This is a genomic window from Brevundimonas sp. AVps7, assembly GCF_058681545.1.
The window spans coordinates 291,533-315,215 of sequence record NZ_CM178742.1 but is presented as its reverse complement, the minus strand read 5'-3'; the positions used below and the strand labels follow the sequence as shown (position 1 = coordinate 315,215).

Annotated in this window: 17 protein-coding genes; 6 read left to right on the top strand and 11 right to left on the bottom strand. The window is 64.6% G+C overall.

Features of this window, described 5'->3' with window-relative positions:
- The first annotated feature begins 156 nt into the window (after window positions 1–156).
- Complete coding sequence (locus ACW17Y_RS01620; protein ID WP_492037042.1) at window positions 157–972, top strand: class I SAM-dependent methyltransferase; 816 nt, start codon at window positions 157–159, stop codon at window positions 970–972.
- Window positions 969–1,790, top strand: coding sequence for a sulfatase-like hydrolase/transferase (locus ACW17Y_RS01615; protein ID WP_492037041.1), 822 nt, complete (start codon window positions 969–971; stop codon window positions 1,788–1,790). The genes ACW17Y_RS01620 and ACW17Y_RS01615 overlap by 4 nt, the downstream gene beginning before the upstream one ends.
- 7 nt (window positions 1,791–1,797) lie before the next feature.
- Here the strand turns inward: ACW17Y_RS01615 and rfbA are convergent, their stop codons facing one another.
- The 11 genes from rfbA to ACW17Y_RS01560 form a co-directional block, all read right to left on the bottom strand.
- Window positions 1,798–2,670 carry a glucose-1-phosphate thymidylyltransferase RfbA gene (gene rfbA / locus ACW17Y_RS01610; RefSeq protein WP_492037040.1) on the bottom strand — a complete coding sequence of 291 codons (873 nt, stop codon included), beginning with the start codon at window positions 2,668–2,670 and terminating at the stop codon, window positions 1,798–1,800.
- Complete coding sequence (gene rfbD / locus ACW17Y_RS01605; RefSeq protein WP_492037039.1) at window positions 2,667–3,581, bottom strand: dTDP-4-dehydrorhamnose reductase; 915 nt, start codon at window positions 3,579–3,581, stop codon at window positions 2,667–2,669. Before rfbD ends, rfbA begins: the two co-directional genes overlap by 4 nt.
- Entirely contained in the window at window positions 3,574–4,632 is a 1,059-nt protein-coding gene (rfbB, locus tag ACW17Y_RS01600) for a dTDP-glucose 4,6-dehydratase (protein ID WP_492037038.1), read from the bottom strand. Before rfbB ends, rfbD begins: the two co-directional genes overlap by 8 nt.
- A gap of 25 nt (window positions 4,633–4,657) precedes the next feature.
- Entirely contained in the window at window positions 4,658–5,233 is a 576-nt protein-coding gene (gene rfbC / locus ACW17Y_RS01595) for a dTDP-4-dehydrorhamnose 3,5-epimerase (RefSeq protein WP_492037037.1), read from the bottom strand.
- Between the two features lie 120 nt (window positions 5,234–5,353).
- Window positions 5,354–6,190 (bottom strand): methyltransferase domain-containing protein, encoded by an 837-nt coding sequence (locus ACW17Y_RS01590; protein ID WP_492037036.1) that lies wholly within the window; start codon window positions 6,188–6,190, stop codon window positions 5,354–5,356.
- Between the two features lie 29 nt (window positions 6,191–6,219).
- Window positions 6,220–7,200, bottom strand: a complete 981-nt coding sequence (locus ACW17Y_RS01585; protein WP_492037035.1) for a hypothetical protein — start codon at window positions 7,198–7,200, stop codon at window positions 6,220–6,222.
- A gap of 2 nt (window positions 7,201–7,202) precedes the next feature.
- Window positions 7,203–9,503, bottom strand: coding sequence for a rhamnan synthesis F family protein (locus ACW17Y_RS01580; protein ID WP_492037034.1), 2,301 nt, complete (start codon window positions 9,501–9,503; stop codon window positions 7,203–7,205).
- Between the two features lie 20 nt (window positions 9,504–9,523).
- On the bottom strand, window positions 9,524–12,106 hold the full coding sequence (locus ACW17Y_RS01575) for a hypothetical protein (RefSeq protein WP_492037033.1): 2,583 nt from the start codon (window positions 12,104–12,106) through the stop codon (window positions 9,524–9,526).
- Between the two features lie 163 nt (window positions 12,107–12,269).
- Window positions 12,270–14,810 carry a glycosyltransferase family 2 protein gene (locus tag ACW17Y_RS01570; RefSeq protein WP_492037032.1) on the bottom strand — a complete coding sequence of 847 codons (2,541 nt, stop codon included), beginning with the start codon at window positions 14,808–14,810 and terminating at the stop codon, window positions 12,270–12,272.
- A 99-nt stretch (window positions 14,811–14,909) separates the two neighbouring features.
- Window positions 14,910–15,539: a hypothetical protein gene (locus ACW17Y_RS01565; protein WP_492038325.1), complete on the bottom strand. Its 630-nt coding sequence runs from the start codon at window positions 15,537–15,539 to the stop codon at window positions 14,910–14,912.
- 199 nt (window positions 15,540–15,738) lie between these two features.
- Window positions 15,739–20,139 carry a M10 family metallopeptidase C-terminal domain-containing protein gene (locus ACW17Y_RS01560; RefSeq protein ID WP_492037031.1) on the bottom strand — a complete coding sequence of 1,467 codons (4,401 nt, stop codon included), beginning with the start codon at window positions 20,137–20,139 and terminating at the stop codon, window positions 15,739–15,741.
- 196 nt (window positions 20,140–20,335) lie between these two features.
- Between ACW17Y_RS01560 and argB the strand changes: the two genes are divergently transcribed.
- The 4 genes from argB to ACW17Y_RS01540 all read left to right on the top strand — a co-directional run bounded on the left by argB (window position 20,336) and on the right by ACW17Y_RS01540 (window position 23,451).
- Window positions 20,336–21,262, top strand: a complete 927-nt coding sequence (gene argB / locus ACW17Y_RS01555; RefSeq protein ID WP_492037030.1) for an acetylglutamate kinase — start codon at window positions 20,336–20,338, stop codon at window positions 21,260–21,262.
- Window positions 21,259–21,951: a pyrimidine 5'-nucleotidase gene (locus ACW17Y_RS01550; protein ID WP_492037029.1), complete on the top strand. Its 693-nt coding sequence runs from the start codon at window positions 21,259–21,261 to the stop codon at window positions 21,949–21,951. The genes argB and ACW17Y_RS01550 overlap by 4 nt, the downstream gene beginning before the upstream one ends.
- The gene (gene dapD, locus ACW17Y_RS01545) at window positions 21,948–22,820 is read left to right on the top strand and encodes a 2,3,4,5-tetrahydropyridine-2,6-dicarboxylate N-succinyltransferase (RefSeq protein ID WP_492037028.1); all 873 of its coding nucleotides are present in this window, start codon (window positions 21,948–21,950) and stop codon (window positions 22,818–22,820) included. The genes ACW17Y_RS01550 and dapD overlap by 4 nt, the downstream gene beginning before the upstream one ends.
- Window positions 22,821–23,079: 259 nt before the next feature.
- A complete protein-coding gene (locus ACW17Y_RS01540; protein WP_492037027.1) occupies window positions 23,080–23,451 on the top strand; it encodes a hypothetical protein in 372 nt (123 codons plus the stop codon).
- Window positions 23,452–23,683: the final 232 nt, after the last annotated feature.

Sequence of the window (23,683 nt, the reverse complement as noted above, 5' to 3'; positions counted from 1 at the left end):
CCCGCATTGAAAATCCTCGTCGTTGCAAAAGGCGGCTCTGGCGCCAGTCCTTAGCGAGCGCCGCTCTCCTCGCCAATGGGAGATCGGTTCCAATCCGGCTTGACTGACTATGCTCACAATGGGAACGGCGTTGTAGCTGTTGCTGGGAAGAGCCTCATGGCAAGTGAACTGCAGAAACCATACAATTCATGCCCACTGTGCGACGGCGCGTTCGTTTCTCACGGGATCGCCGATTGCTCCAAGCATGCCCTCTGGCACCCTCCGCTGCCCGCCACCATGCACTGGGTGCGATGCCAGGCCTGCGATCACAGCTTCACCGACAGATACTGGACCCCCGCCGGACTGTCGGAAGTCTTTTCCAACACGCACGGCGGTCAGATCGCCGGCGGGGACCCCGACGCCAAGCGCCAGCAATGGACTCCTGTCGTCGAGGCGGCGGTCGAGTTGCTCGGCGGATACCAAACGCTCGGCGAGGGAGACAAGAAGGTCTGGCTGGACGTCGGCTTCGGCGACGGCGCATTGCTGATGCTTGCCAATGAGATCGGGTTCGAAGAACTCGGCCTCGACGCCCGCGCCGACACCGTCACCGCGTTCCAGAGTCTGGGCTACAACGCCATGGCGGGCGAGTTCGAAACCTGCAAAATACCAACCCAGCCTTCGATCGTTTCGATGATGGATGTGCTCGAACACATTCCATACCCGGTGAAGGCGCTAGAGAAGGTCAGAAGCGTCATCTCGCCGGAGGGACTGCTCATCATCTCGCTGCCAGGACTGACCTCATCCAGCTGGCGGATGATGGATAAGGCGGGAGGCAATCCCTACTGGGGCGAAATCGAGCACTATCACAACTTCTCCCTTGAACGGCTGAAGACGCTGCTGGAGCAAACGGGCTTCTCTATCGTGAAGGTCAAATTCCCCTATCGGTACCGGGCCCAGATCGAGGTCTACTGTCGGGTCAAAAGCGCCTCGTGAGCTCAGCTGAGACTGTCTCCGTGAATGCGGACAGCGTGCTGCTCGTGTCGCTCGATTCCTGTCGTTTCGACTCCTTCGTAGCGGCCCATGCGCCACTGCTGAAGGCGATCGCACCTCTGCGAAAGGCCCAGGCGCCCTCGCATTTCACCTTCGGCTCCCACGCCGCGATGTTCGTCGGCTTTACACCGGGCGTCGCCGAGGAGGCCGCGCCGTTCGTCAATCCCAAGTTCGCCCGGCTTTTCCGGCTCAGCTACGCGGGCCATGAAGGCATCGCGCCGCCGGGGTTCACCGTCTCGGGCGACAACATCGTCGATGGTTTCCGGCGCGCCGGCTACGCCACGATCGGGACGGCTGCGATGGGCTGGTTCGACCCGAAGACGAGCGTGTCCGAAAGCCTGAGGCACGGGTTCGAGGCCTTCGACTTCGCCGGGAACGCCGGCGTCCGGGCCCAGATCGACTGGCTGGACGGGGAGATCGGCAAGGCCGGCGACCGTCCGGTGTTCGCCTTCATCAATGTCGGCGAGACCCATGTGCCCTATTATTTCGAAGGCGCGCCGTGGAGCCGGGACGACAATCCCTGCGTGCCCTTCCAGACGGTCGATCGGTCAGCGGAGTGCCGGGCCCGTCAGATCGCCTGCGTTGAATACGTCGACCAGCAGCTGGCCTCGCTGATCAAGCGATTCCAGGATGCGACGATCGTCATTTGCGCCGACCACGGGGACTGCTGGGGCGAAGATGGCCTTTGGGAGCACGGCGTGTCACACGAGATGACGCTGACCGTGCCGCTGATCATCCGCTATCGCGGCCAGCCGGTCTGAGGGCGTCCTACCTCCGCTCGAGCACCGTCGTCCGGAGATACCGCCCGTAGTCGCTCTTGCCGAGGGCCTTCACGATCGACTCCAGCTGGGCCGTATCGATGAAGCCCTGGTCGAAGGCGATCTCTTCGGGACAGGCGATCTTGAAGCCCTGACGCTTCTCCAGCGTCCGGACGAACTCGGCGGCCTCGATCAGGCTGTCGGGCGTGCCGGTGTCCAGCCAGGCGAAGCCGCGGCCCATGATCTCGACCGAGAGCTGGCCGCGGTTCAGGTATTCGCGGTTGACGTCGGTGATCTCCAGCTCGCCGCGCGGCGACGGCTTCAGGTTGGCGGCGATGTCGACCACCTGCTCATCGTAGAAATACAGGCCCGTGACCGCCCAGGGCGACCGGGGCTCAGGCGGCTTCTCCTCGATCGACAGGGCGCGCATGTCGGCGTCGAACTCGACCACCCCGTACCGTTCCGGATCGTTGACGTGATAGGCAAAGACCGTCGCGCCGTCGGGCCGCGCCATGGCGCTCCTGAACAGGTCGTTGATGCCGTGGCCGTAGAAGATGTTGTCGCCCAGGATCAGCGACGACGGCCCGCCGGCGACGAAGTCCGCGCCGATGATATAGGCTTGGGCCAGGCCGTCGGGGCTGGGCTGGACCGCATACTGGATGTCCATGCCCCATTTCGATCCGTCGCCCAGCAGGGCCTGGAACGAGGGGGTGTCGCGCGGCGTCGAGATGATCAGCACCTCGCGGATGCCGGCCAGCATCAGGGTCGACAGCGGATAGTAGATCATCGGCTTGTCGTAGATCGGCATGAGCTGCTTGGACGTGACAAGCGTCATGGGATGCAGGCGCGTGCCCGATCCGCCGGCGAGGATGATGCCCTTCACGCTTTAGTCTCCTGATGCAGTTCGGCGACGATTTCGGCCACGGCGTCCTGCCAGGGTCGGGGCGTCACCCCATAGTCGCGGGTGATCTTGAACGTCGACAGCCGCGAATTCGAGGGCCGGCGCGCGGGCGTCGGGTACTCGGCGGTGGTGATGCCCTCGACCTCGGCCGAGGGACCGCCGCGGGCGGCGCTCCGGGCGAAGATCTCGCGCGCCAGCCCGGCCCAGTTGGTCGAGCCGGCGTTGACAAAATGGTAGACGCCGGTCGGCGCCTCCGGATCGGCGATCATTTTTAGCGTGATGGCGGCCAGAGCCTCGGCGATGTCCTTCGCCGAGGTCGGGCAGCCCGTCTGGTCGGCGACGACGCGCAGGGCGGGCCGATCCGCCGCGAGCCGCAGCATGGTCTTGAGGAAGTTGGCGCGGAAGGGGCTCAGCACCCAGGCCGTGCGCAGGATCACAGAGCGCGGATTGCCGGTCAGGACCGCAACCTCGCCCGCCAGCTTGGAGGCGCCGTAGACGCCCAGCGGCCCGACGGGATCGCCCTCGACATAGTCCTGCTCGCCTGAACCGTCGAAGACATAGTCGGTCGAGACCTGCACCAGCGGGATCCCCGCCGCCCGGGTGACCTCGGCCAGGATGGCGGGCCCCATGGCGTTGGCGGCAAAGGCGGCCGCGACCTCGGTCTCGGCCTTGTCCACGGCTGTATAGGCGCCGGAGTTGATGACCGCCTTGAACGGCGTCGCCGCGAACAGGGCGCGCACCGCGTCCGTGTCGCCGAGGTCCAGCTCATCCCGCGTCGGCATATGGAGACGAACGTGGCCCGGCCAGCCGGCGCGGGCCAGCTCCAGCCCCACCTGCCCCGCCCCGCCGGTCACCAGGATGTCCCAGGTCTCGTGGGGGGCGTCCTCAGCCATTGGCGACGCCGAGGCGTTCCGTCTTGTAACGGCCGTCCAGGATCGCCTGCCACCAGGACCGGTTGTCCAGATACCAACGCACGGTCTGCTCAATGCCTTCCTCGAAGGTCACCGAGGGGGTCCAGCCCAGCTCGTCGCGGATCTTGGTCGCGTCGATGGCGTAGCGGGCGTCGTGGCCGGGACGATCGGTGACGAAGGTGATCTGGTCGGCATAGGGCTTGCCGTCGGCCCGCGGGTGAAGCGTGTCCAGGGTGGCGCAGATCGCCTTGACCACATCGATGTTCCGCCGCTCGGCATTGCCGCCGACATTGTAGGTCTGGCCCGGACGGCCACGTTCGAACACGGCCTGCAGCGCACGGGCGTGATCGTCCACGAACAGCCAGTCCCGCACGTTCGACCCGTCGCCGTAGACCGGCAGGGGCTCTCCGTTGAGTGCGCGGATGATGATCAGCGGGATCAGCTTCTCCGGGAAGTGATAGGGGCCGTAGTTGTTCGAGCAGTTGGTCATCACGACCGGCAGGCCATAGGTATGGCCCCAGGCGCTGACCAGGTGATCCGACGCCGCCTTGGACGCCGAATAGGGGGAGCGCGGATCGTAGGGGGTCGTCTCCGAGAACAGGCCGGTCTCGCCCAGCGAGCCGAACACCTCGTCGGTCGAGATATGATGGAAGCGGAAGGCGGCCTTTTCAGCGTCGTTCAGTCCGCGCCAGTAGCCCAGCGCCTGCTGCAGCATGTTGAAGGTGCCGACGACATTGGTCTGGACGAACTCGCCCGGCCCGTCGATCGAGCGATCGACGTGGCTCTCGGCCGCCAGGTGGGCGATGACGTCGGGCTTGAAGTCCGCGAGGGCGGCAGCGACCGCGGCCGGATCGCAGATGTCCGCCTGGACGAAACCGTAGCGATTGCTCGCCGAGGCCGGCTCAAGCGAGCTCAGCAGACCGGCATAGGTCAGCTTGTCGAACACCAGGACCTCGTGGTCCGTGTCACGGATCAGGCGACGGACCAGGGCCGAGCCGATGAAGCCGGCGCCGCCGGTGACCAGAATGCGCATGAAAAACAGTCTCCTGATGCGTGAACTAGCCCAGATCGCCCGTGGCCGCCATCGGAACGCCGTCATAAACGAAGGGGCTGTCGAAATCGGCAAGGCGCGGCAATACCTTGTCCTTGTCCGAGAGCACAGGACCGGTCGCCGGCAGGGGCCAGTCGATGCCGATCTCCGGGCAATCCCATGCGACGCCACCGTCGCAGTCGCCCGCGTAGACATCGGACACCTTGTAGGCGACCTCGGTGTCGGGTTCGAGCGTCACGAAGGCGTGGCCGAAGCCGACCGGGACGAACAACTGGCGGCCATTTTCGGCGGAAAGCTCGGCGTAGGCGACCTGACCATAGGTGGGCGAGCCTGTGCGAAGGTCGACGGCGTAGTCGATGATCCGCCCACGGACACAGCGGACGAGTTTGGCCTGGGCGTGGGGCGGTCTTTGGAAATGGATGCCGCGGATCGTGCCGGCATGCGCGGAGTAGGACTGGTTGTCCTGGACGAAATCCAGATCGACGCCCCGGGCGCCGAACTTCGCCCGCGACCAGGTCTCCGAGAACCAGCCCCGGTCATCACCGAACCGCGGCGTTTCGATCAGTAGGACGTTGCTGCTCACGGAGCCTCCATCATTGGCGCCGGATCCAGGGCGCCCACCGGCGACCCAAACCAGGGGCGGTCACCCGGCGCATCTCCCTATCTCCAACGCACCAGAACGAGAAGCGCTATCACTATGGTATCAGGCCTCGAGCGGTCCCGGGTCAGCTCCGTAGGCGGTCGCCAGTTCCGTGCGCATCCGACGCAGAAGTTCCAGCTCATCCTTCTCGACCGCCTCGCCCGCTTCCGAGAGGGTGACGAAGAACTCTCCACCGACGGAGTCGAAGAACTCGATCCCGTGCAGACCGACGAAGCCGAGCTTGTTGAGAGACTGCAGGATCATCCGGAAACTGGACGGTGTGAATGTCCAGGCGTGGACGTCATAGCTCTGCCCTTCCCTCAGCGCCTTCGAGAAGGCGAAGCGGGCGAACTCGTCGCTGTTCATGAACTGGAGTCCCTCAAAGGACTCGTCCGACCACAGATAGCCTCCGTTGCGCAGCACCGCCTTGGAGAAATAGTCGTAGACCTTCCCGGGACTGTTGCTTGTCCGCTCCAGCAAGTGGGCGTCGATGACTCCCCCGATGTCGCTAACCGACCTCAGGCAATCGAAGCAAAACCTCATGTCCGGCACAGCAAGCGAAAGCACGCCGCCCGGCTTGAGGATGCTGCGACAGTCCTCAAGGAAACTGATCAGGTTCGGAACATGTTCGATGACGTGCGATGCGATAATGTAGTCGTAGCGATTATCGCCGACCAGTTCCTTGTAGGACTGACCCGACCAGATGAAATCGACCTCCTCGATCTTGTAGATTGGAACGCCGGGCCCGTACTTGAGCTTGAGCCCGTCGGCGCTCATGTGGTCGAGGACGTGGCAGTTCCAGCCCTTCGACTTTGGAGTCACCGGCGCATAGGCCGGCCCGATCTCGAGGCCCAAGCCGTTGAAGGCGACATGCTTGAGCAGCTTCTCGTGTCGTTCCATCGGGAATCAGTCTCCGGCGCCGAGCGCCACTAAGCACAAAACGGATCAATGAGGCTGCCGTCGCCTGCGGCTGCCCGGTCGTCCCGGGTCATAGCCTCGCCTGACCTTTTCCGATCCCAAACCCAGGGTGGAGCGGGTTGATCCAGACCTTCCTTGCGATACAGGTCTTTGTACAGGTCCCACAGCGCCAGAAGATCCGAATCCGACTTCGCGAAATACTCCAGCTCGGAATCGGCCCAGGCGAAACCGTGCCCGAACCCGGAGAAGTGGTAGAACCTCATGGGCTCGCCGTTGACGTACCACTTGCCGTCCTTATCGCGCGTGATACGGCGGCACGCTTGGTTCCAGGTGGCGACGTTGTAGGTCCGATTGGTCAGGACCTTTATTCCATCGAAGATATAGGGCGCCAGGTTAGCCCACTTCTGGTCCGTGAAGGTGCCCTTGACGAAATCGATGTGGCTGTAGTCCACCAGCCGCTCCGCCCACCAGCGAAGGAATTTGCGACCGCGCGGCCGGTTCATGACGGCGAAGAAGCCGAGATTGAACGTCCCGTGCTTCAAGGCTGCGATCTCGTGGGACCAGATGCCGTAGTCCGAGGTTTCGGCATCCGTGATGTGAGGCGTCAGGATTGCATCGGCTTCCCCGGATTCGAACGCCTCGAAGATCTCTTCCATCGGCGTGCACAGCATGGTGTCGGGGTCGAGATAGATGACGGCGTCATAGCCGAGAACGTCCATGATGTATTCGGCGGCCACGCCCTTGGTGGCGGTGCAGTGCTCAATGACCGAATAGCCGCCCGCCCACCGCTTCCACGGCCTCTCGATCGGCATCCACTCAGAGAAGATCACATTGTCGAAGGGTTCGGCGGACCAGTCGATGAAGTCGGGGGTTCTGTCGTTGAACAGAAGTATGAAGTCGTATTCCGGATAGACTTCCTTGAAACTCTTCGCGATAATTCTGCCGTTGGGCAGATAGGCTGATGTCAGCGATGTAAACGCAGCGACTCGCATCTTTATGCCCCAGCCGTTTTGTTGAAGTACGCACGGTAGGTCCGGGGCGCCTGTTGCGGCGTCAACGCCTCGCGGAGGGGCACGCCCACCCGGTTGGCTTCGTGCTTCAGCTTGTCCAACAAAGCCTTCTTGTACGTATTCCACCGCGGACGATCGGACTTCCCGTCGAAGCGTTCGAGCAGCATTTCGATGACCCGGATCTGGTCAGCGATGATCTCCGGCGATCGCTTGGTCGACTGGGTCATGCCGTCTTCGGACTTGCGATAGAGATAGGTCACTGACCGCAGAATCGTTGCGGCCTTCGACTCCATCATCACGCAACCGATGAAGTAGTTGTCTTCGAAATTGACACCCTCCGGATAGCGGATGTTCAGTTCGTCCAGGAACTCGCGTCGATACAGCTTGGTGCACGAGCCGAAGTCGCTCGCCATTGCGGCCCAGATCGACTCGTCGCCCGCCATGGCCGTGAGATCGAGCGTTTCGATCCGGCCGTCGTCATCGTAAGGCATTGATGCGCTGAGCCAGTCCGCGCTGAACATCCTCAACGATGAGGTGGCGAAATCGGCCTGGTGATCTGGCGACGCCAGGATCGCGTCGTAGAGATCGCCGATCGCGTCCTCCAGCAGGATGTCGTCCGCGTCGAGGAAGGTGACGTATTTCCCCCTCGCCTCGGCCAGACCCTTGTTTCGCGCGGCGCCGGCGCCCTTGGTCGTCTCCGAGAAAACCCTCAGGTTGGGCACGACCGCCGACAGGCGGCTCAGCACGTCAGCCGTCGCGTCCGTGCTGGCGTTGTCGACCACGATGATTTCGGTTTTGACGTGGAAACAGGTCTGGCGCGCGACGCTCAGGACCGCCTGCTCGATGAACTGGGCTGCGTTGAAGGCCGGAATGATGATTGAGACGGCGACGGGATGCCCCGCCGGATGCTCCGATTCATACGGCAGAGGCGCGACCTCGACGTATCGGTGGCGCCGGGCCGCGACGATCATCGGCAGCACGCGCTCCAGGGCGTGCGCCACCGTACCGTCATCCGGGATGGGCTCAGCAGGGAACGACCGGGTCGTGAGGCCGAGGCGATGCATCTCGCCGAAAGCCGACGGTCTGAACCAGAAGAACGATCCAGCCGGAAAGTCCAGAATGGATCCCGGCGGAGGAAGCGCGATCGACGAACCCAGCTTGCGGACGAGGTTCGACGCCGCTTCGTGGTTGGCGCCCCAACCCATGAACCGCCGGATCGGCCCATAGGGCTTCGGCCCGATCATTCCGATAGAGGGATCCGTTTCGAATAGCCTGATCGTGTTCTGGATAAACGGCGACGAGGAGAACAGCTTCAGACCCAGGTCCGACAACCATCGCGTGCCGAAATCTTGCTTCTCAACACTCTTCTTGGTGTGGAGATGCAGGCAGACGTCGTATTTCTGGATCGCCTCGAAGAAGTCGACGAATAACGGCGCCAGATCTCGCCCGCGATTTTCGACGACGCGGATGTCGAGTTCGCCCAGCGTCAGTCCGGCCAACAGTTTCCGGACCCTGTCGGCCGCACCGGCCGAGGTGACAGAAACGAACAGCGCGAACCCGGCAGGCAGCTTGCGCAGGATATCGAGGACCGACGTCGCGAAGACATCTTCGAAATAGCAGTGCACATGCACCGCCAGTGAGGTTTTGGACGCGCCCGTCTCGCCGCTCACCCTCGTGCGCGAAAGCAGGAACAGCGGCGTCCGGTCTTCGAGCGCGCGGGTGGACCGGGCCTTGTGATACTCGCGGAAGTTTGGGTACCGGCCCTCGGCGACGCCGTCGCGGATGAAGTGTCCGAATGGCTCGATGCCGGCCTCGGCCACGTCAGGGTACTGACGAAGATAGAAGGCGACGGAAAACTCGGGGTGGGGGTTGCGCGGCTCCCTCCAGCCGCTGTCGAAATAGTGCCACCGCGGGTCGAGACCGGCGGCCCGCACGTCTTCGTTCTGGCTCAAGTAGAAAGCGGGATCGAATTCGAAAGTCGCAAAGTCTGAAGAAGACCCGGCCACAGCGCCGTCGGCAACGCCGTTCTTGGGCGCCCCATCAATACGATCTATCCGAGCGCCACCCCTGTCATCATCGACGTTCAGCGCGCCGACAACAGTCTCACCGTGTGTCGACGAAGTCGTATGACCACCCACTGCGGACTGCGCCCGTTTGTGGGAAGTCCTCCGGTGGCCGAAGATACGGAAGTGTTCGAGCGCGCTCATGCCGAGTACCTCGGCATCCGGATAAAGCGCCAGATACTCCGCCTCGCTTATACCGAGTTCCGGCAGTATATCGTTCATTGTCGGCCTTTGTGTCGATGCTAGCGCTTCGGCCTGCGGCCTTCGAGGTAGCCTTTAGCGATGAAGTGTTCCACCGGATCCAGCCCTGATTCCTGAATATCAGGATAGGCGGACCTGTACCAATCCGGATCAACAACTCCGGCCTCCCTGATCAGGTGTGCCTTCTTCCGCATGGAGGTTCGGCGGCTCTGGAACAGGGGTGTAGGCTCCAGGGTAATCCCCCGAACAAGATTTTCGACGGTGATCTGGGATTCCACAAACAGTTCATTCAGCCGTTTCTGGCCTGCTTGAATTGTTGTTCTGAACTGTTCGGCTTCAGACTTGATCCGGGCTACCTCGCCGTCGCGCTCCGAGAGGTCGGACATCAACAACGAGATATTGGCCTTCAGGCCTTCGGCAGCCCGTTCAAGGCGCGCCTTGTCGTTCGTCTCGGTGTGGAGAAGGTCCCGCACGCGCTCCAGCTCCCCATAGGCGTCGTCCGCCTCCGCGCTTCTCTGGCGGAGGGCGCTTGTCGATTGGGCAAGGTCCGCCTCCATGCTGGCGAGCCGCTCGGTCAGGACCGACAACTCTTCCTCTGCGGCGACCAGTTGGTTGCGGATCTGGTCACGCTCTTCGACGTCTTCCAGCAACAGATCGATGTTGGACTTGAGGGCCCTCACCATCTGTTCGCTCTGGTCCTTCTCAATCTCCAGCTCACCACGCCGCTCGTCGCTCACGTCGAGCGCGATCTGCATGGAAGCGATCGCCTTCGTTCGTTCGCCGAGTTCAACCTCGGCATCGCGAAGCTTCGAAACCAGGACAGCGATCTGGTCATGCAGGTCGCCCGACGTGGTTCGATCGCTTTCCATATCCTTAATCGCCGACGCGAGGGTGTCTCGTCCCAGCGACAACTCAGCGGCGAGCTGGGCCAGCTCGGCCTCCCTGAGCTTCAGCGTCTCCTCGGCCCGGCTCAACGCCTGGGCGGAAAGTTCGTTTGCACTGGCCAGGGCATCGGCGTCACGAGCGGCCTCGCTGCGGGCCTCAGCGGCGTCCGCCTCGGCCGCATTGGCGCGCGTGTTGGCCTCGTCCAGAGCTGCAATGAGAGCATCAGCCTCGGACCGCGCCGCGCTGACCCTTACAGTGGCGGCCTCCAGTTCGGCCAACAGTACGTCGACCTCGGCTCGCGCCGCGGCGCCGCGAGTGTTGGCCTCGTTCAGCGCTTCGGTCAGGGACTCCATCTCGGAGCGCGCTGCATCGCCGCCCGCACTGGCGTCCTGCAAGGCCGAGCTCAGGGTCTCGACCTCGACACGCGCCGCATCGGCCCGTGCGTTGGCCTCGTCCAGAGCGGCGATCAGGGCGTCAGCCTCAACCCGAGCGGCATCGGAACGCGTGCCCGCATTCTTCAGCGCCGTCTCCATCGCATCGGCTTCGGACCGCGCCTCATCGGCCCGGCCCCTTGCCTCCTGCAGTTCAAGAGCCAGGGCGTCAGCCTCGGACCGTACGGCATCGGCCTCGGACCGCGCCGCCTCGGCCTGAGCCCTTGCCTCCTGCAATCCGAGAGCCAGGGCGTCAGCCTCGGACCGTACGGCATCTGCCTCGGACCGCGCCGCCTCGGCCCGTGCATTCGCTTCGGCGAGCGCGTTCGCGACATGGTCGGCCAGAGACTGGGACGTCGCGTTTTGACCCTGCAGGCCCTCAACCTCCTGCCGGCTTTCGCCCAGGACGATCGTGAGGGCCTCGAAGCGAGACGAGAGTTCGTCTCTCTCCAGTCTGATATGGGCGAGCTCGGCCTCTATCTCGCGGACCCGGGTCATGGCGGCCTTGCCACGCAGGGCAAGAATGCCGAACGACGCGCCGGCTTCGTCCATCGCCGACGAGATCCGATCCAGTTGCGCCTTGCCTTCCGCGTCTTCGCCTTCCGACGCCCACCTGGCCGCGACCGCATAGGTCGTTCTCAGCCATTCAGGTTCGGTTCGGTCGTCATCGAGAAGGCGAGGATTGAGACTGTGATGGCGGAGCTGGGGCTTCAGAAACGCGTCGATTTCCTCGACGGCCTGAGCCGACATCCTCGGCCACTTCACGCCAAGGGCGTCGCCCATCCGGCTGACGACGGCAGACCAGCTTTCCAGCAGGTCGTCATAGGAACAGAAGAAGCGGCGGCGGTCCCTCGTGTACCGTTCCGCGTCGGCGACATGACGCAACCACAGCAGCCTGTTATAGTGGGCATCGCTAAGGTCCCGGATCGCCAGCGATCTCGCCACCTCCAAAGGATGGCGAACCGGAATGGCGACCACCGGTTCGATCCCCAGATCGTCCAGCACACTGAGCCAGAAGGGCAGGAGCCGACAGACTCGCGGATCCTTGAAGACCGTCAGTGGAGCGGAGCCGTATTCGGCCTTGAACAGCTCGGCAGCCTCTTCCTTGCGGGCGTTGGCTTCGAGGGAATCGAACCAATCCTGGGGAACGGGGGTCCAGTCGTCCCAGGCGCAGCCCGCGGAGGCGAGCAGACGGTCATTGAACTCCTGGATGCGCTGCGGCTCCCAGTGTCCGGTCTCGTTGGTGAAGTTGGCGGCCAGCAGGGTCGACGGGAGCGCGCAGCCGAGCAGACTCAGCACGCGGGTCAACGCGCTCGTTCCCGATCGGTGCATACCGGCAACAATTACGCAGACTGGCTTGCGCTTCGACGCCATCCCCATCCTTCAAATCAACACGATGCGCGGCAGTTTCGCACAACGCCCCTGCCATAGGCGAATAGGCCTATGACTCCAAGGGGGTTGAGCCGGTCGATCAGGGGTAGCGAAGAGGCGTCGATATCCTTCTCGCGAGGCCGCGTTCCAGAGGCAGCAACTCCCCCTTCACCGGTCGTATCCTGGCGGGATGAGAGACATCGACGATATGGCCGACCTCATGCTCGGCGGCCAAAGACATCAGTGGATTGTAGAATGGATCCCCCGTCGCAAGCAGTTGATGCCAACGTCGGATGAAGATCGCCGTCTCGGCGCTGCGGCGCACCCGGACGCCTTTCTTCCGTGTCGCGGACTCGTGGTGATACAGGACCGCGTGGGCGTCATTCAGAATGCGATAGCCGAGGCGTCCGACACGCAGACAGAGGTCGATATCGTTGAAGTCTACGGGGAGGTCCTCGTCGAACCCTCCAACGCCGAAGAACACCTCTGATCTCATCATTGTGCAGGCGCCAGTGACGGCGACGTAATCCCGCGTGGAAATCAGGCTGGCGTTCGGGCCCGGCGTCCGAACGCCGTCCGTCTCGAATGCGGTGAACTTGTGGGCGTGGTTCACAGGTCCGCCCACGCCGAGCACCACGCCTGCGTGCTGAATTCGACCGTCGTCATAGAGCAGCGTCGACCCCACGACACCGACGTCAGGTCGCGCCGCCAGCGATCTCATATGCTCGAGCCAGCCGCCGGAGATCGCCTCGATATCATTGTTCATGAACACGACATATTTGCAGCTTGCGCCGACCGTGCGTGCCGCCTCATTGTTCATTTTCGCGTAGTTGAACGTTCCGCTGAATGGCACGACCTTCACGCGTTTCCGGATCTTTCTCAGATATTGTTTCGACTTCGGCTCGCTCGACTCGTGGTCGATCACGACGATCTCGACATCTTTCGCGTCCGTCGTGCGCCAGATGGCCTCGAGGCAGGCGTCCAGCAGATCGATCCGATCGCGGGTCGGGATGATGATCAGCGTTCGCCCCCGGTCGTCGGGATAGTCGATCGCATAGTTGTCCTGCCGGAATCCCGGCCTGGCGATGGCGTCGCTCCCCGACCGCTTCAGATGGCGGTTCAGCGCACCCAGTATGGCTGCGCTCTTGCGCGCGGAAGTCCTTCGGGCAGACCCGGACGCGTCTCGCGACCGGTACAGAATGGCAGGCACGTGCGCGACCTGCTCCGCGCGCTCCAGAATCCCCAGTGTAAGATCGACCTCGACCGACGCACCGCCCGCCCCGACTTGTCCCGCCGACGCCCTGGCCAGATCGGCGCGGTAGCAGACGAATCCGCCGAGATCGGGATTGGCCAGATAGAGATCGTACGAGAACGCCGGGCGCATCACGAAGTCGCGCAGATCCTCGATACCCTCACGCGTCACGATCTCGTCGGCGTAAATCACACCGGCGCCGCTCAAGCCCGCATCCAGGAACCGGAACACCGCCTCGGGCTCCAGAAAGGCCCAGCTGTCCATGACCGCGACATAGTCTCCCGCGCTCGCAGTGATACCCCCGCTGATCGCGCCTGACCGCCCTCCGCCTTCCAGACCGCCGACGACCCGGATGCGGGAGTCTTTCGCTGCGCTCTCGACGAGGACATCGCGGATGGCCGCGTCAGCCGAACCGTCGTCGATGCACAGAAGCTCCCAGTTCGGGCACCACTGGCCGAGCACGCTGTCGATGGCCTGCCGTATCCACTCTACCGGACCGTCGGCGACCGTCATGATGATCGACAGCCTCATGCCCGCGGTCTCGCGGGTGTAGTTGGCCCTGGTCGCCAAGACCTCGTTCGGCGTCAGATCCTGATGTCGCGCCAGCCAGCGACGCGCCGCTAGACTCGGCTCCAGGGTCAGGGGAGAATTGGCCAGCGGCTCCCGGGTGCGCTTCAGCCTGACATTGACGACATCGCCGACCCTGGCCTTGTCGCCCAGCGGGATCGAAAAGCCGGTGAGGCGATCCTCCAGACCGGGCACGCGGAGATCGTCGCGCACGCAAGAGCCCCGTCCCCGCGCGATGATCCTGCCACCGCGCAGGACCTCAACCTCCGCAGGCGTGTGCGGATCATCCGGATCCGTGACCCAGCCGACGAGTGCAGAGCCGCTATAGATGTCGATGGATCCGACCACGCGCGCTGTCGCCTGCGCGGCGAACCTGCCTTCGGGCGTGTCCGGGTCGAGCTGGAGCTCTGTCGCCGAAACGCCCAAGGCGAGCAGTTCGGACAAGGCATTGGCGTTGGCGTCGATCGCATAGCTTCGCGTGTAGAACTCGCGCGCCTTCAGGTTCTGGCTCCGCAACTTGGCCAGATGCCCCCGGCTCAGCCACAGGTCGGCGCTCTGGTCGTTGAGCGCGCCCGCGCCGCCGTAGGCCGCCTCGGCCTCCTCCAGCAGCCCCTGCTCCTTGAGTACATGGCCCAGCTGAATCCAGATGCCGAAGTCATCGGGGTCGCTGTCGAGATGCGCTGAATAGTGTCGGCCGGCGCCGGCCCAGTCTCGACGCCCCCGCGCCGCATCACCCAGCGCGCGATGGTCGATGACCGGCGGAGCGGCGACCTTGGGCGCGCGGCTCGCGGGCCTTAGCAGCCGTTTCAACCAGCGTTTCATCTCATCCGTCTTTCGGTCGCACCGACAGCATCGGGGGTCGTGTCTCCACGGGATCGACCATCCAGGCTCTCGTCCCGCGCAACCGCGAGGAGTTCATCGTCAGTGCTGGCCGACGAGATCCTTCATGGCCGCCACGTCCAGCATCGATGTCGCCAGCAGCTTCTTCAGGCGGTCGTTCTCGTCTTCCAGGGCCTTCAACGCATCGGTCGAACCGGCGGTGCGGACATGGGCTTTCGCCTCCGGCGCGCCCGGATCGGCCGCCCAGATGTCGACGACGGCGCCGTTGTAAATCTCCAGGGCCCCAAGAACGCAACTCGCGCCCTCGCCGAAGGCGGATGTCGGGGACCGACCCGGATTCCAGCCCTCCAATGCGTTCAATTCCCTGGCGACCTCGGGATTGGCTTCGAGGGCGTAGCTCAGCGTGAACCAATGGCGCGCCGCCGCAAAATCCTGGCGGATCTTTCCCAGATGGGCGCGGTGGAGCCACAGTTCGGCATTCTTGTCGTCGAGACGGCTTGCCTGGCCATAGGCCAGATCGGCCTGGTCGCGAAGGCCGGCCTCCTTGAGCGCGTGGCCGAGTTGCACCCAGATGCCAAAGTCCTGGGGATCCTCCTCAAGATGGAGCGCGTAATACCGGCCCGCAGTGTCCCAGTCGCCGCGACCGCGTGCGGCGTCAGCCAGGTTGCGGAAGTGGCCCTTGGAACGGACGACCTTCGTCTGGCCCGTCAAGGACCTGATCAACCGTTTGAACCAGCGTTTCATTTCACATACCCCGCGATCCAGCCGCCGAAGCCTGACTTAGCGGCTCCCTTGTGTTTGGCAACCCTCGACCCATCGGTCCGCGTCCCGGCCACAAAGGGCAGATGGCAGGCGCGTTTCCGAACCGCCAGAGGAGGCGGGTCTGGACCCTGCCTTCTCCGGCAACAGCCTAGCCCTGGAACAACCAGTGGTCCCCGTGGCGCTCCAGCGGCTGAAGCTGTCCCTCATCCCAAAGCAGGATGTAGGGGTCGTGCTCGCTGCCATTGACGTGCGAACGGACGGCATCCCCCCAGAGTGACGCCAGGCCGGGTTCCTCCGGAAGGACCCACGGCAGACCGCCTTCCTCCACGGCGTGCTCGCGGAAGTCGGAGATGAAATCGCTGTCCAGAAGCACCAGATCCTGATCGTGGAACAGGTGGTCCTCCGCGCCGACATCCGTCAGGCCCGGCAAGACATGAGGACCGTCGTCGACCAGCGTCTTCGGCAGTTCTGCGGGTGAGGCCAGCGTCTGGGAGAAGGACAGCTGGTAGGCGCCGGCTGCGCTGCCGACGCCGGTGACCACGAGGTAGTAGGACCCTGCCGTCGCAGCGACGAATGTGACGCTCGCGGCGGCGCCGGGGCTGGCGCCGGGATCGACGACCACGAGCCGGCCAAGGCTGTCGTAGATGGCCAGCGTCCCGTCCGCGAGCGCGCCGACCCCCGCAGAAGACAGGTTGATGGTGACACGCCGCCCCGCATCCGCCGCGAAGGAGAACCAGTCCCGGTCGCCGGCCGCGTCGATCACGCTGGCGCTGGCGCCTGCCGGGAGGGCGTGGGTGCTCTGTTCGCGCCCGAAGGGGGCATCGCCTGAGCGACCTTCGTCCGCCCCGTAGAGAAGCCAATGGTCCAGCGCGGCCGACGCCGTGCGGCCGCCCAGATCGGAGTTGGACAAGAGATAGGCGACAGAATCGAAACCGCTGGTCGCACGACCTTCCCGCGCACCGGAGTTCAGATAGTGCGCGCGGGCCGCTGCCTGATCAGTGCCGAGAATCTGCGCCAGGTCGAGGTTGGTAGCGGCATAAAGTCTGGCGTCAAAGGTGTTGACGGCCCGACCTTCGCGCGCGCCTGAGCTGAGGTAGTGGTTCAATCCGGCAGCCGCGTTTGTGCCGTAAGCCACGGCCAGGTCGCCGTTTGACGCCAGATACTGAAGCCCGTCGAAGCCGGTCGTGGCCCGACCCTCCCTCGCCCCGGAGTTCAGGTAATGGGACAGCGCCAGCGACGCATTAGCCCCGTAAGCGGCGGCCAGATCCGCATTCGAAGCCGCATAGAGGAGCGCGTTGAACGAGGACGTGGCCCTGCCTTCCGCGAAACCCGCGTTCACATAGTGCTGCGTCGCCGCGGCGGCGTTCGTCCCGAACGCGACCGCGAGATCGGCGTTTGAGGCAGCATAGAGCAGGCCATTGAAGGCATTGATCGCCCGTCCCTCGGAGATCCCGGCCTGAATGTAGTGTCGCGCCGCGCCCGCGAGATCCGCCCGGAATACCGGAATGAGGTCGGTGTTGCTGGCCAGGTAGTTGACGGCGTTGAACGGACTCGCCGAGCGACCTTCGAACTGGCCGGTCGCGACATAGTGGCGGTAGGCGCCCGGTAGCGAGAACAGGCCACGCAGGTCGGCGTATCCCGCCAGATAGTTGTATGGGTCGAACCCGGCCGCCGCGGCCGAGGCGATGCTCACTGCCGCTCCCGACCCGAAGACGACCTGCTCGACGTTGCTGATGACGTCGAAGTCCGCGGTGCCGTCATAGATGAGCCAGCCCGTCGAGGTCTGTTCGAAGAAGTAGCTGCTCGCCGGGTTCGACAGGACGATGGTGTCCACACCGTCGCCACCGTCGATGGTGTCGATGCCTCGCCCTCCGGTCAGGGTGTCATTCCCGCCGAAGCCACGGATGGTGTCGTTGCCGTCACCGCCCGACAGGCTGTCAGCGAACGAGGTGCCTTCCAGCGTATCCGGCCCCGTCGTTCCCACCAGATTGACGCCAGTGGTCGGAGCCCCGACCTCGACGACCTGGTCTGTGAACTGAAGGCGCTCGACATTGGTGATCGTCGCGACCCGGGCGGATCCCAGTGTGACCGTCGTCACGCCGCCGCTCGTCGACATCGTATAGGCGCTGCGGGCGTTGGCGAAGATGACCGTGTCCGTGCCCGCGCCGCCGTCGAAGGTGTCGTCTCCTCCGCCGCCGGTCATGGAATCGTCGCCGTCGCCGCCGTTCAGCGTGGACCCTACCGACGTCAGCGGCGTCACCGTATGGTTCGGAACCGAGACGTGAAGAGTGTAGGTCTGGCCGGCCGGCGGCGCCGAGCTGGTGAAGGTGCCGCCCGCGTTCGCGGTCCATTGGGCGACCTGAACGTAATAGGTTCCCGCCGTCGCGAACGTAAGGGTCAGCCCGGAATCGGTGGCGTTGAAGCCGTCGGTCGCACTGTCATCGTTACTGCCCAGTTCCGTTCCTGCGCTGTCGAAGATCCTCAGCGTGCTGTCGAACGAGGCGCCGTCGATGTCGAAGATCACGCTGGTTCCGGCTGCGACCGTTACCGCATAGTACTCCACGCCGCCGTGCGTGGTCGCCACGACCGTCGCATGCGGGATGGTCGTGGCGCTGGCGATATTGAGCGAGGGCAGGAGGTCGAAGCCGTTGTCGAGGGAAAGGGCGGTGGCGATCGTGGCGTTCGCCGTGCCCTGGGCCTTGACGATGTCGGGCGCGCCGCCCGACAGGCCTGGCGCGCCTGCGAACAACTGGTCGTTGCCGCCGCCGCCGTTGAGGACGTCGATCCCGCCCTCGCCGCGGATGACATTGGCGCCAGCGTCGCCCGTCAGGGTGTCGTTAAAGGCCGAACCCCGGATGTTCTCGATGAGCGTCAGGGTATCGGCCCCGCCCCCGCCGCTGGCCACGCCCGTCGCCAGGTTGACGGTGACTGCAGCGCCGGCCGACACATAGCTGGCCGTGTCCGAGCCGGCGCCGCCGTTCAGCGCATCGACGCCTAGCCCGCCGATCAGGGTGTCGTCGCCATCGCCTCCCGACAGGCTGTCGTCGCCCGACCCGCCGTCAAGGATGTCGGCGCCGCCCAGGCCGGACAGGGTGTCGTTGCCGCCCAGCCCGTTGAGGGTGTCTGCGGACGCCGTACCGGTCATGGTGTTGTTGGTGATGTCGCCGCTGACGTTCAGACCCCCGGTGAAGGCCGCCGCGATCGTCTGGTCGGCGAAGCGCAGGAACTCGACGTTCGAGATGGTGTCGGTTCCGTCCGGCCCGGAAACCGTAGCCGTCGCACCGTTGTAGGTGATCGTATAGGCCGAACGATTGCCGCTGTAGGTGACGGTGTCAGACCCCAGGCCGCCGTCGATCCGGTCGTTGCCGCCGCCGCCCGTCAGGACGTTGTCGCCCGCGTTGCCGAAGATCGTGTCGGCGCCCCCGCCGCCGATGGCGTTCTCGATCACCGCGCCGAGAGCGATGGAGACGTTACCAATCAGGTTTCCGACGTTCGAGAAACTACCCTGGCGAAGGTCGATCACCTGGGTGGTGCTGTAACCCGAGAAGTCGAAGGTGTCGGTGCCGCCGGCGTCCCACACCGCGAAGATCAGGTTCGTCGTGTTAGAGGTCGCGCTGAACCAGGCCTGGCCCGCGTTGGAGTTGAAGCCGTAGGTGTTGTTGCCCGTGCGAGTCGTCATGTTGGCGCCGTACAGGCGCTGGGCCGCGGCGATATCGTCCATCAGCGGCGCGGAGGAGTACCGACCGGAGCCGAAGCTGCCCCCGGTGTTGGTCTCGCTGAAGTAGCTCATGACCGAGTACTGGCGGCTGTCCTCGAAATAGCCCGCGTTGGCGGCGTAGTTCAGGCTCTGCCCGGGACCTGCGTTGTAGGCCGCCGGGTGTGACAGGCCGATCGCATGACCGATCTCGTGCACCAGCACTTGCTGACCATAGTTGAGCAAGGTCGGCGTGGCGTTGTTGCCGGAGGTATAGTTGATCCACACGTCTCCGGGGTTGGCCGTGTTCGAGCGGTCGCCCGGCAGATAGGCGAAGGCAGCCGCGCCCTCGGAGCCTGCGCCATAGTTGCCGAACAGCATGGTGGCGCCGTTCGAGAAACCGTCGCCATCGTTGACGCGGGTGAAGGTGATGTTGGCTACGTCGGACCAGGAGGCCAATGCCAGCAGGGTGGCGGCGATCTGGGTTTCGGTGAACCGGGTGAAGTCGGTCGTATCGGACGGCATCGTGCCTGGCGCAGTCGAGCGGAAGGCGAAGGTGACAGTCGTGGCCTGGCCGAGACCCGTAGCCCAGGAGAGGTTCGACCGTGTGAGCGTCTGCGCCGCCACGCCCGTTGTGAACGACACCCTGCCGTTGGGCCCGAATCCGCCCCGGTCGTCACTGTTCAGCAGGGCCAGTGGACCGACATCCTCTTCGAACACCGCATGGAAGCCGCCGCAGCAGCCGCACGGGGCATAGCCGCCGACGTCGCCAAAACTGCTGAAGCCCTCCGAGCCAAAAGTGCGGGCCATGCCCGAGAAGCTGTTCAGGCCTTGAAACGCCAGGGCAGGGGTCATGATTGTCGCGCTCTGCTTACGGAGACCGCCACCCTAGCGGATGGTTCGCCGGTCACAAGCGGTGCAGCGGGTTTATGGAACAACTCGCAGTGATGCGCGTTCGAGGCCGTCCGGCCTCGAAGTGTCCGACATGCCGCACAGGCCCCTACCGTCATCCCGCGTGACACGGCGAAGCCTCGCCGGTATCAGCCCCGGCATGGACGAGAACGAGCGGCAATCCGAGGAACGCGGCTGGGCCACGGCGAAGACGCTGGCCGAGGCCCTGCCCTATATCCAGGTCTATGACCGCGAGACCGTGGTCATCAAATACGGCGGCCACGCCATGGGCGAGGTCGCCGTGGCCAAACAGTTCGCGGCCGACGTCGTGCTGCTGAAGCTCATGGGCGTAAACCCGGTCGTGGTGCACGGCGGCGGGCCGCAGATCAGCGCCATGCTGGACAAGGCGGGCGTGAAGTCGAGCTTCGTCGATGGCCTGCGCGTGACCGACAGGGACACGATGGCGGTGGCCGAGATGGTCCTGTCCGGCGCCGTCAACAAGGAAATCGCCCACTGGATCTCCGTCGCCGGCAAGGAGGCGGACGTGCGCGGCGTCGGCCTGTCCGGCAAGGACGCCGGCCTGCTGACCGTCGAGAAGACGACCCGCACGAAGCGCGACCCCGACAGCTTGATCGAGCACGAGGTCGACCTCGGCTACGTCGGTGAGCCGACGAAGGTCGATCCCAAACTGATCGCCGGCCTGATCGCCTCGGAGACCGACGACTGGGTCCCCGTCATCGCCCCCATCGGCGTCGCCGAGGACGGCCAGACCTACAATGTCAACGCCGACACAGTGGCCGGCGCCGTGGCGGGGTCTCTGAACGCCAAGCGCATGCTGCTGCTGACCGACGTAAAGGGAGTGCTCGACAAGAACGGCGACATCATCCGCCAGATGACGCTGGAACAGGCCCAGGCTCTGATCGACGACGGCACGGCCTCCGGCGGCATGATCCCCAAGCTTGAGACGGCCATGGCCGCCGTCCGCGCAGGCGTCGAGGCCGTGGTCATCCTCGACGGCCGCCGCCCCCACGCCATGCTCGTCGAGCTGTTCACCGAATACGGCGCAGGCACTCTGGTGAAGGCGTGACCCGGACCCTCGCTCATCTGGATCTCTCGCACATCGACGCCTGGATCTTCGACCTGGACGACACCCTCTACCCGCCCGAACAGGGCGTGATGGCCCTGGTCCAGGCGCGCATCAACGCCTTCATGATCGACGCAGTCGGCCTCCCCGCCGATGAGGCGAAAGTGCTGCAGCGCCAGTTTCTCAACGAGCACGGCACGACCCTCGCGGGCCTCATGGCCAACTACGCCATCGACCCGGAGACATTCCTGCATGAGGTGCATGACGTGCCGCTGGACTCTCTTGAGCCCAACCCGCGCCTCGCCGACGTCATCGCCCGCCTGCCGGGCCGAAAATTCGTCCTGACCAACGGCGCGAGGTTCCATGCGGCTCGCGTCATCGAGCGCATCGGACTGACCGGTCTGTTCGACGGCGTCCACGCCATCGAGGACATGGACCTGACGCCCAAGCCCGCGCCGTCGACGTATCGCCGCTTCCTCGAAAAGTTCGCCATCGATCCGACGGGTGCGATCTTCTTCGACGATACGCCGAAGAACCTGACTCCGGCCCGGTCCCTGGGCATGACCACCGTCCTGACCGACACGCCGGAACATCTGGCCGAGCGCGGTCTGGTCGCGGGCGAGGGCTTCGACGCGACCGCGCCCGACCTCCTCGACTTCCTCACACCCTACGCCCTGAAGGATGCCGCATGACCGACCTCGCCAGGCTCGAAGCCGTCATCGAATCCGCCTGGGAGGCGCGCGCCGACCTCTCGCCCTCGACCCACGGCGACACCCGCAAGGCCGTCGAGACCGCCATCGACCTGCTGGATTCCGGCCAGGCGCGCGTCGCGTCGCGCGGCGCCGACGGCGTCTGGACCACGCATCAGTGGCTGAAGAAGGCGGTGCTGCTGTCCTTCCGCCTGAACGACAACGAGATCATGCGCGCCGGCGAGCGCGGCCTGTCGGCCCCCTCCTCCAGCGGCGGCGCCCCCGCCGTCGGCCCCTGGTACGACAAGGTGCCCAACAAGTTCGCCGACTGGACCGCCAACGAGTTCAAGGAAGCCGGCTTCCGCGCCGTTCCGGGCTCGATCGTCCGCAAGGGCGCCTTCGTCGATCGGAACGTCATCCTGATGCCGTCCTTCGTGAACATCGGCGCTTACGTGGGCGAGGGTTCGATGGTCGACGGCTGGGCCACGGTCGGCTCCTGCGCCCAGATCGGCAAGAACGTCCACCTCTCGGGCGGCGTGGGCATCGGCGGCGTGCTGGAGCCCCTGCAAGCCAACCCGACCATCATCGAGGACGGGTGTTTCATCGGCGCCCGCGCCGAGGTCGCCGAGGGCGTCATCGTTCGCGAAGGCGCCGTCCTGTCGATGGGCGTCTATCTGTCGGGCTCGACCAAGATCGTCGACCGCGCCACCGGCGAGATCACGCGCGGCGAGGTCCCCGCATACTCGGTCGTCGTCCCGGGGACCCTGCCTGACCCCGCCGGGGGCCCGTCCCTCTACTGCGTCGTCATCGTCAAACGCGTCGACGCCCAGACGCGCGCGAAGACAGGGGTGAACGAGCTGTTGCGGGATTAGGCGCGCCACAGGCCTATTGCTTGCGGTTCTACTATCGGGCTTGGCTGCGTCAGAGTACGAGCAGGCGCTAAAGTGCGCGAGCGACCATCCCGAAGGAACTGGAGACGAAATGCCATACCTCGCGCCAGCCATTCTGATCGCTGCTCATATAGCGTCGGGGGGCCAGCAAGAGCCCGCTCTTGCTGCTGCAGCCGCGGTCCAAGCCGAGGTTCCGTCGAGTCCGCATAGATTCGCCTACACCGACATTAGGGCGGCCGAGGTGGTTTTTCTGGACCTTAATTCGATCGTGCGTAACGTCGATGTGGTCGAAGGTTGGGGACTCAACGTCCTGGCATCGCCTCTTGCCGCATTTGGATCTTCGCCTGCGGATCTCTACTGGACGAAAATCCGGATCGACTGCGTCAGACGAGTTGGTCGCTTTACCCACGCTATCGCGATCATTGACGGCGCACCGGCCTTCAACGGTCAGGTCCAAATGCCCGACGCTCCCACTGACGAAAACTGGGTGATGGATGAGGCCTATGGATGCAACGGGGCGCAACCCACACAACCTGTGTTCGAACAGATTGACGATGCTGTTCACGCCGCCCGTTCCAGCATGGCTGAAGCGGCTGCGAAACCTGCGACCTGATATCTGACTCACGGCTCCACGAGCGTGATCGGAGCCATCGAGCGGCGTGATGGTGGACCGACCCGTTCCGGAGAAGAGTCGGAAGAAGTTCGATCGACCGCGCCCAGTCGTCGGGACTGGCCTGACGGGCGTCAGTTTCTTGGCTCGAGAGCGACCATCCCTGAGTATCCGGCGTTCTGGGTTGTTCTGCAGGCGTGGGTCGATCTTCGCTGGTTTCCAACCGTGACACCCC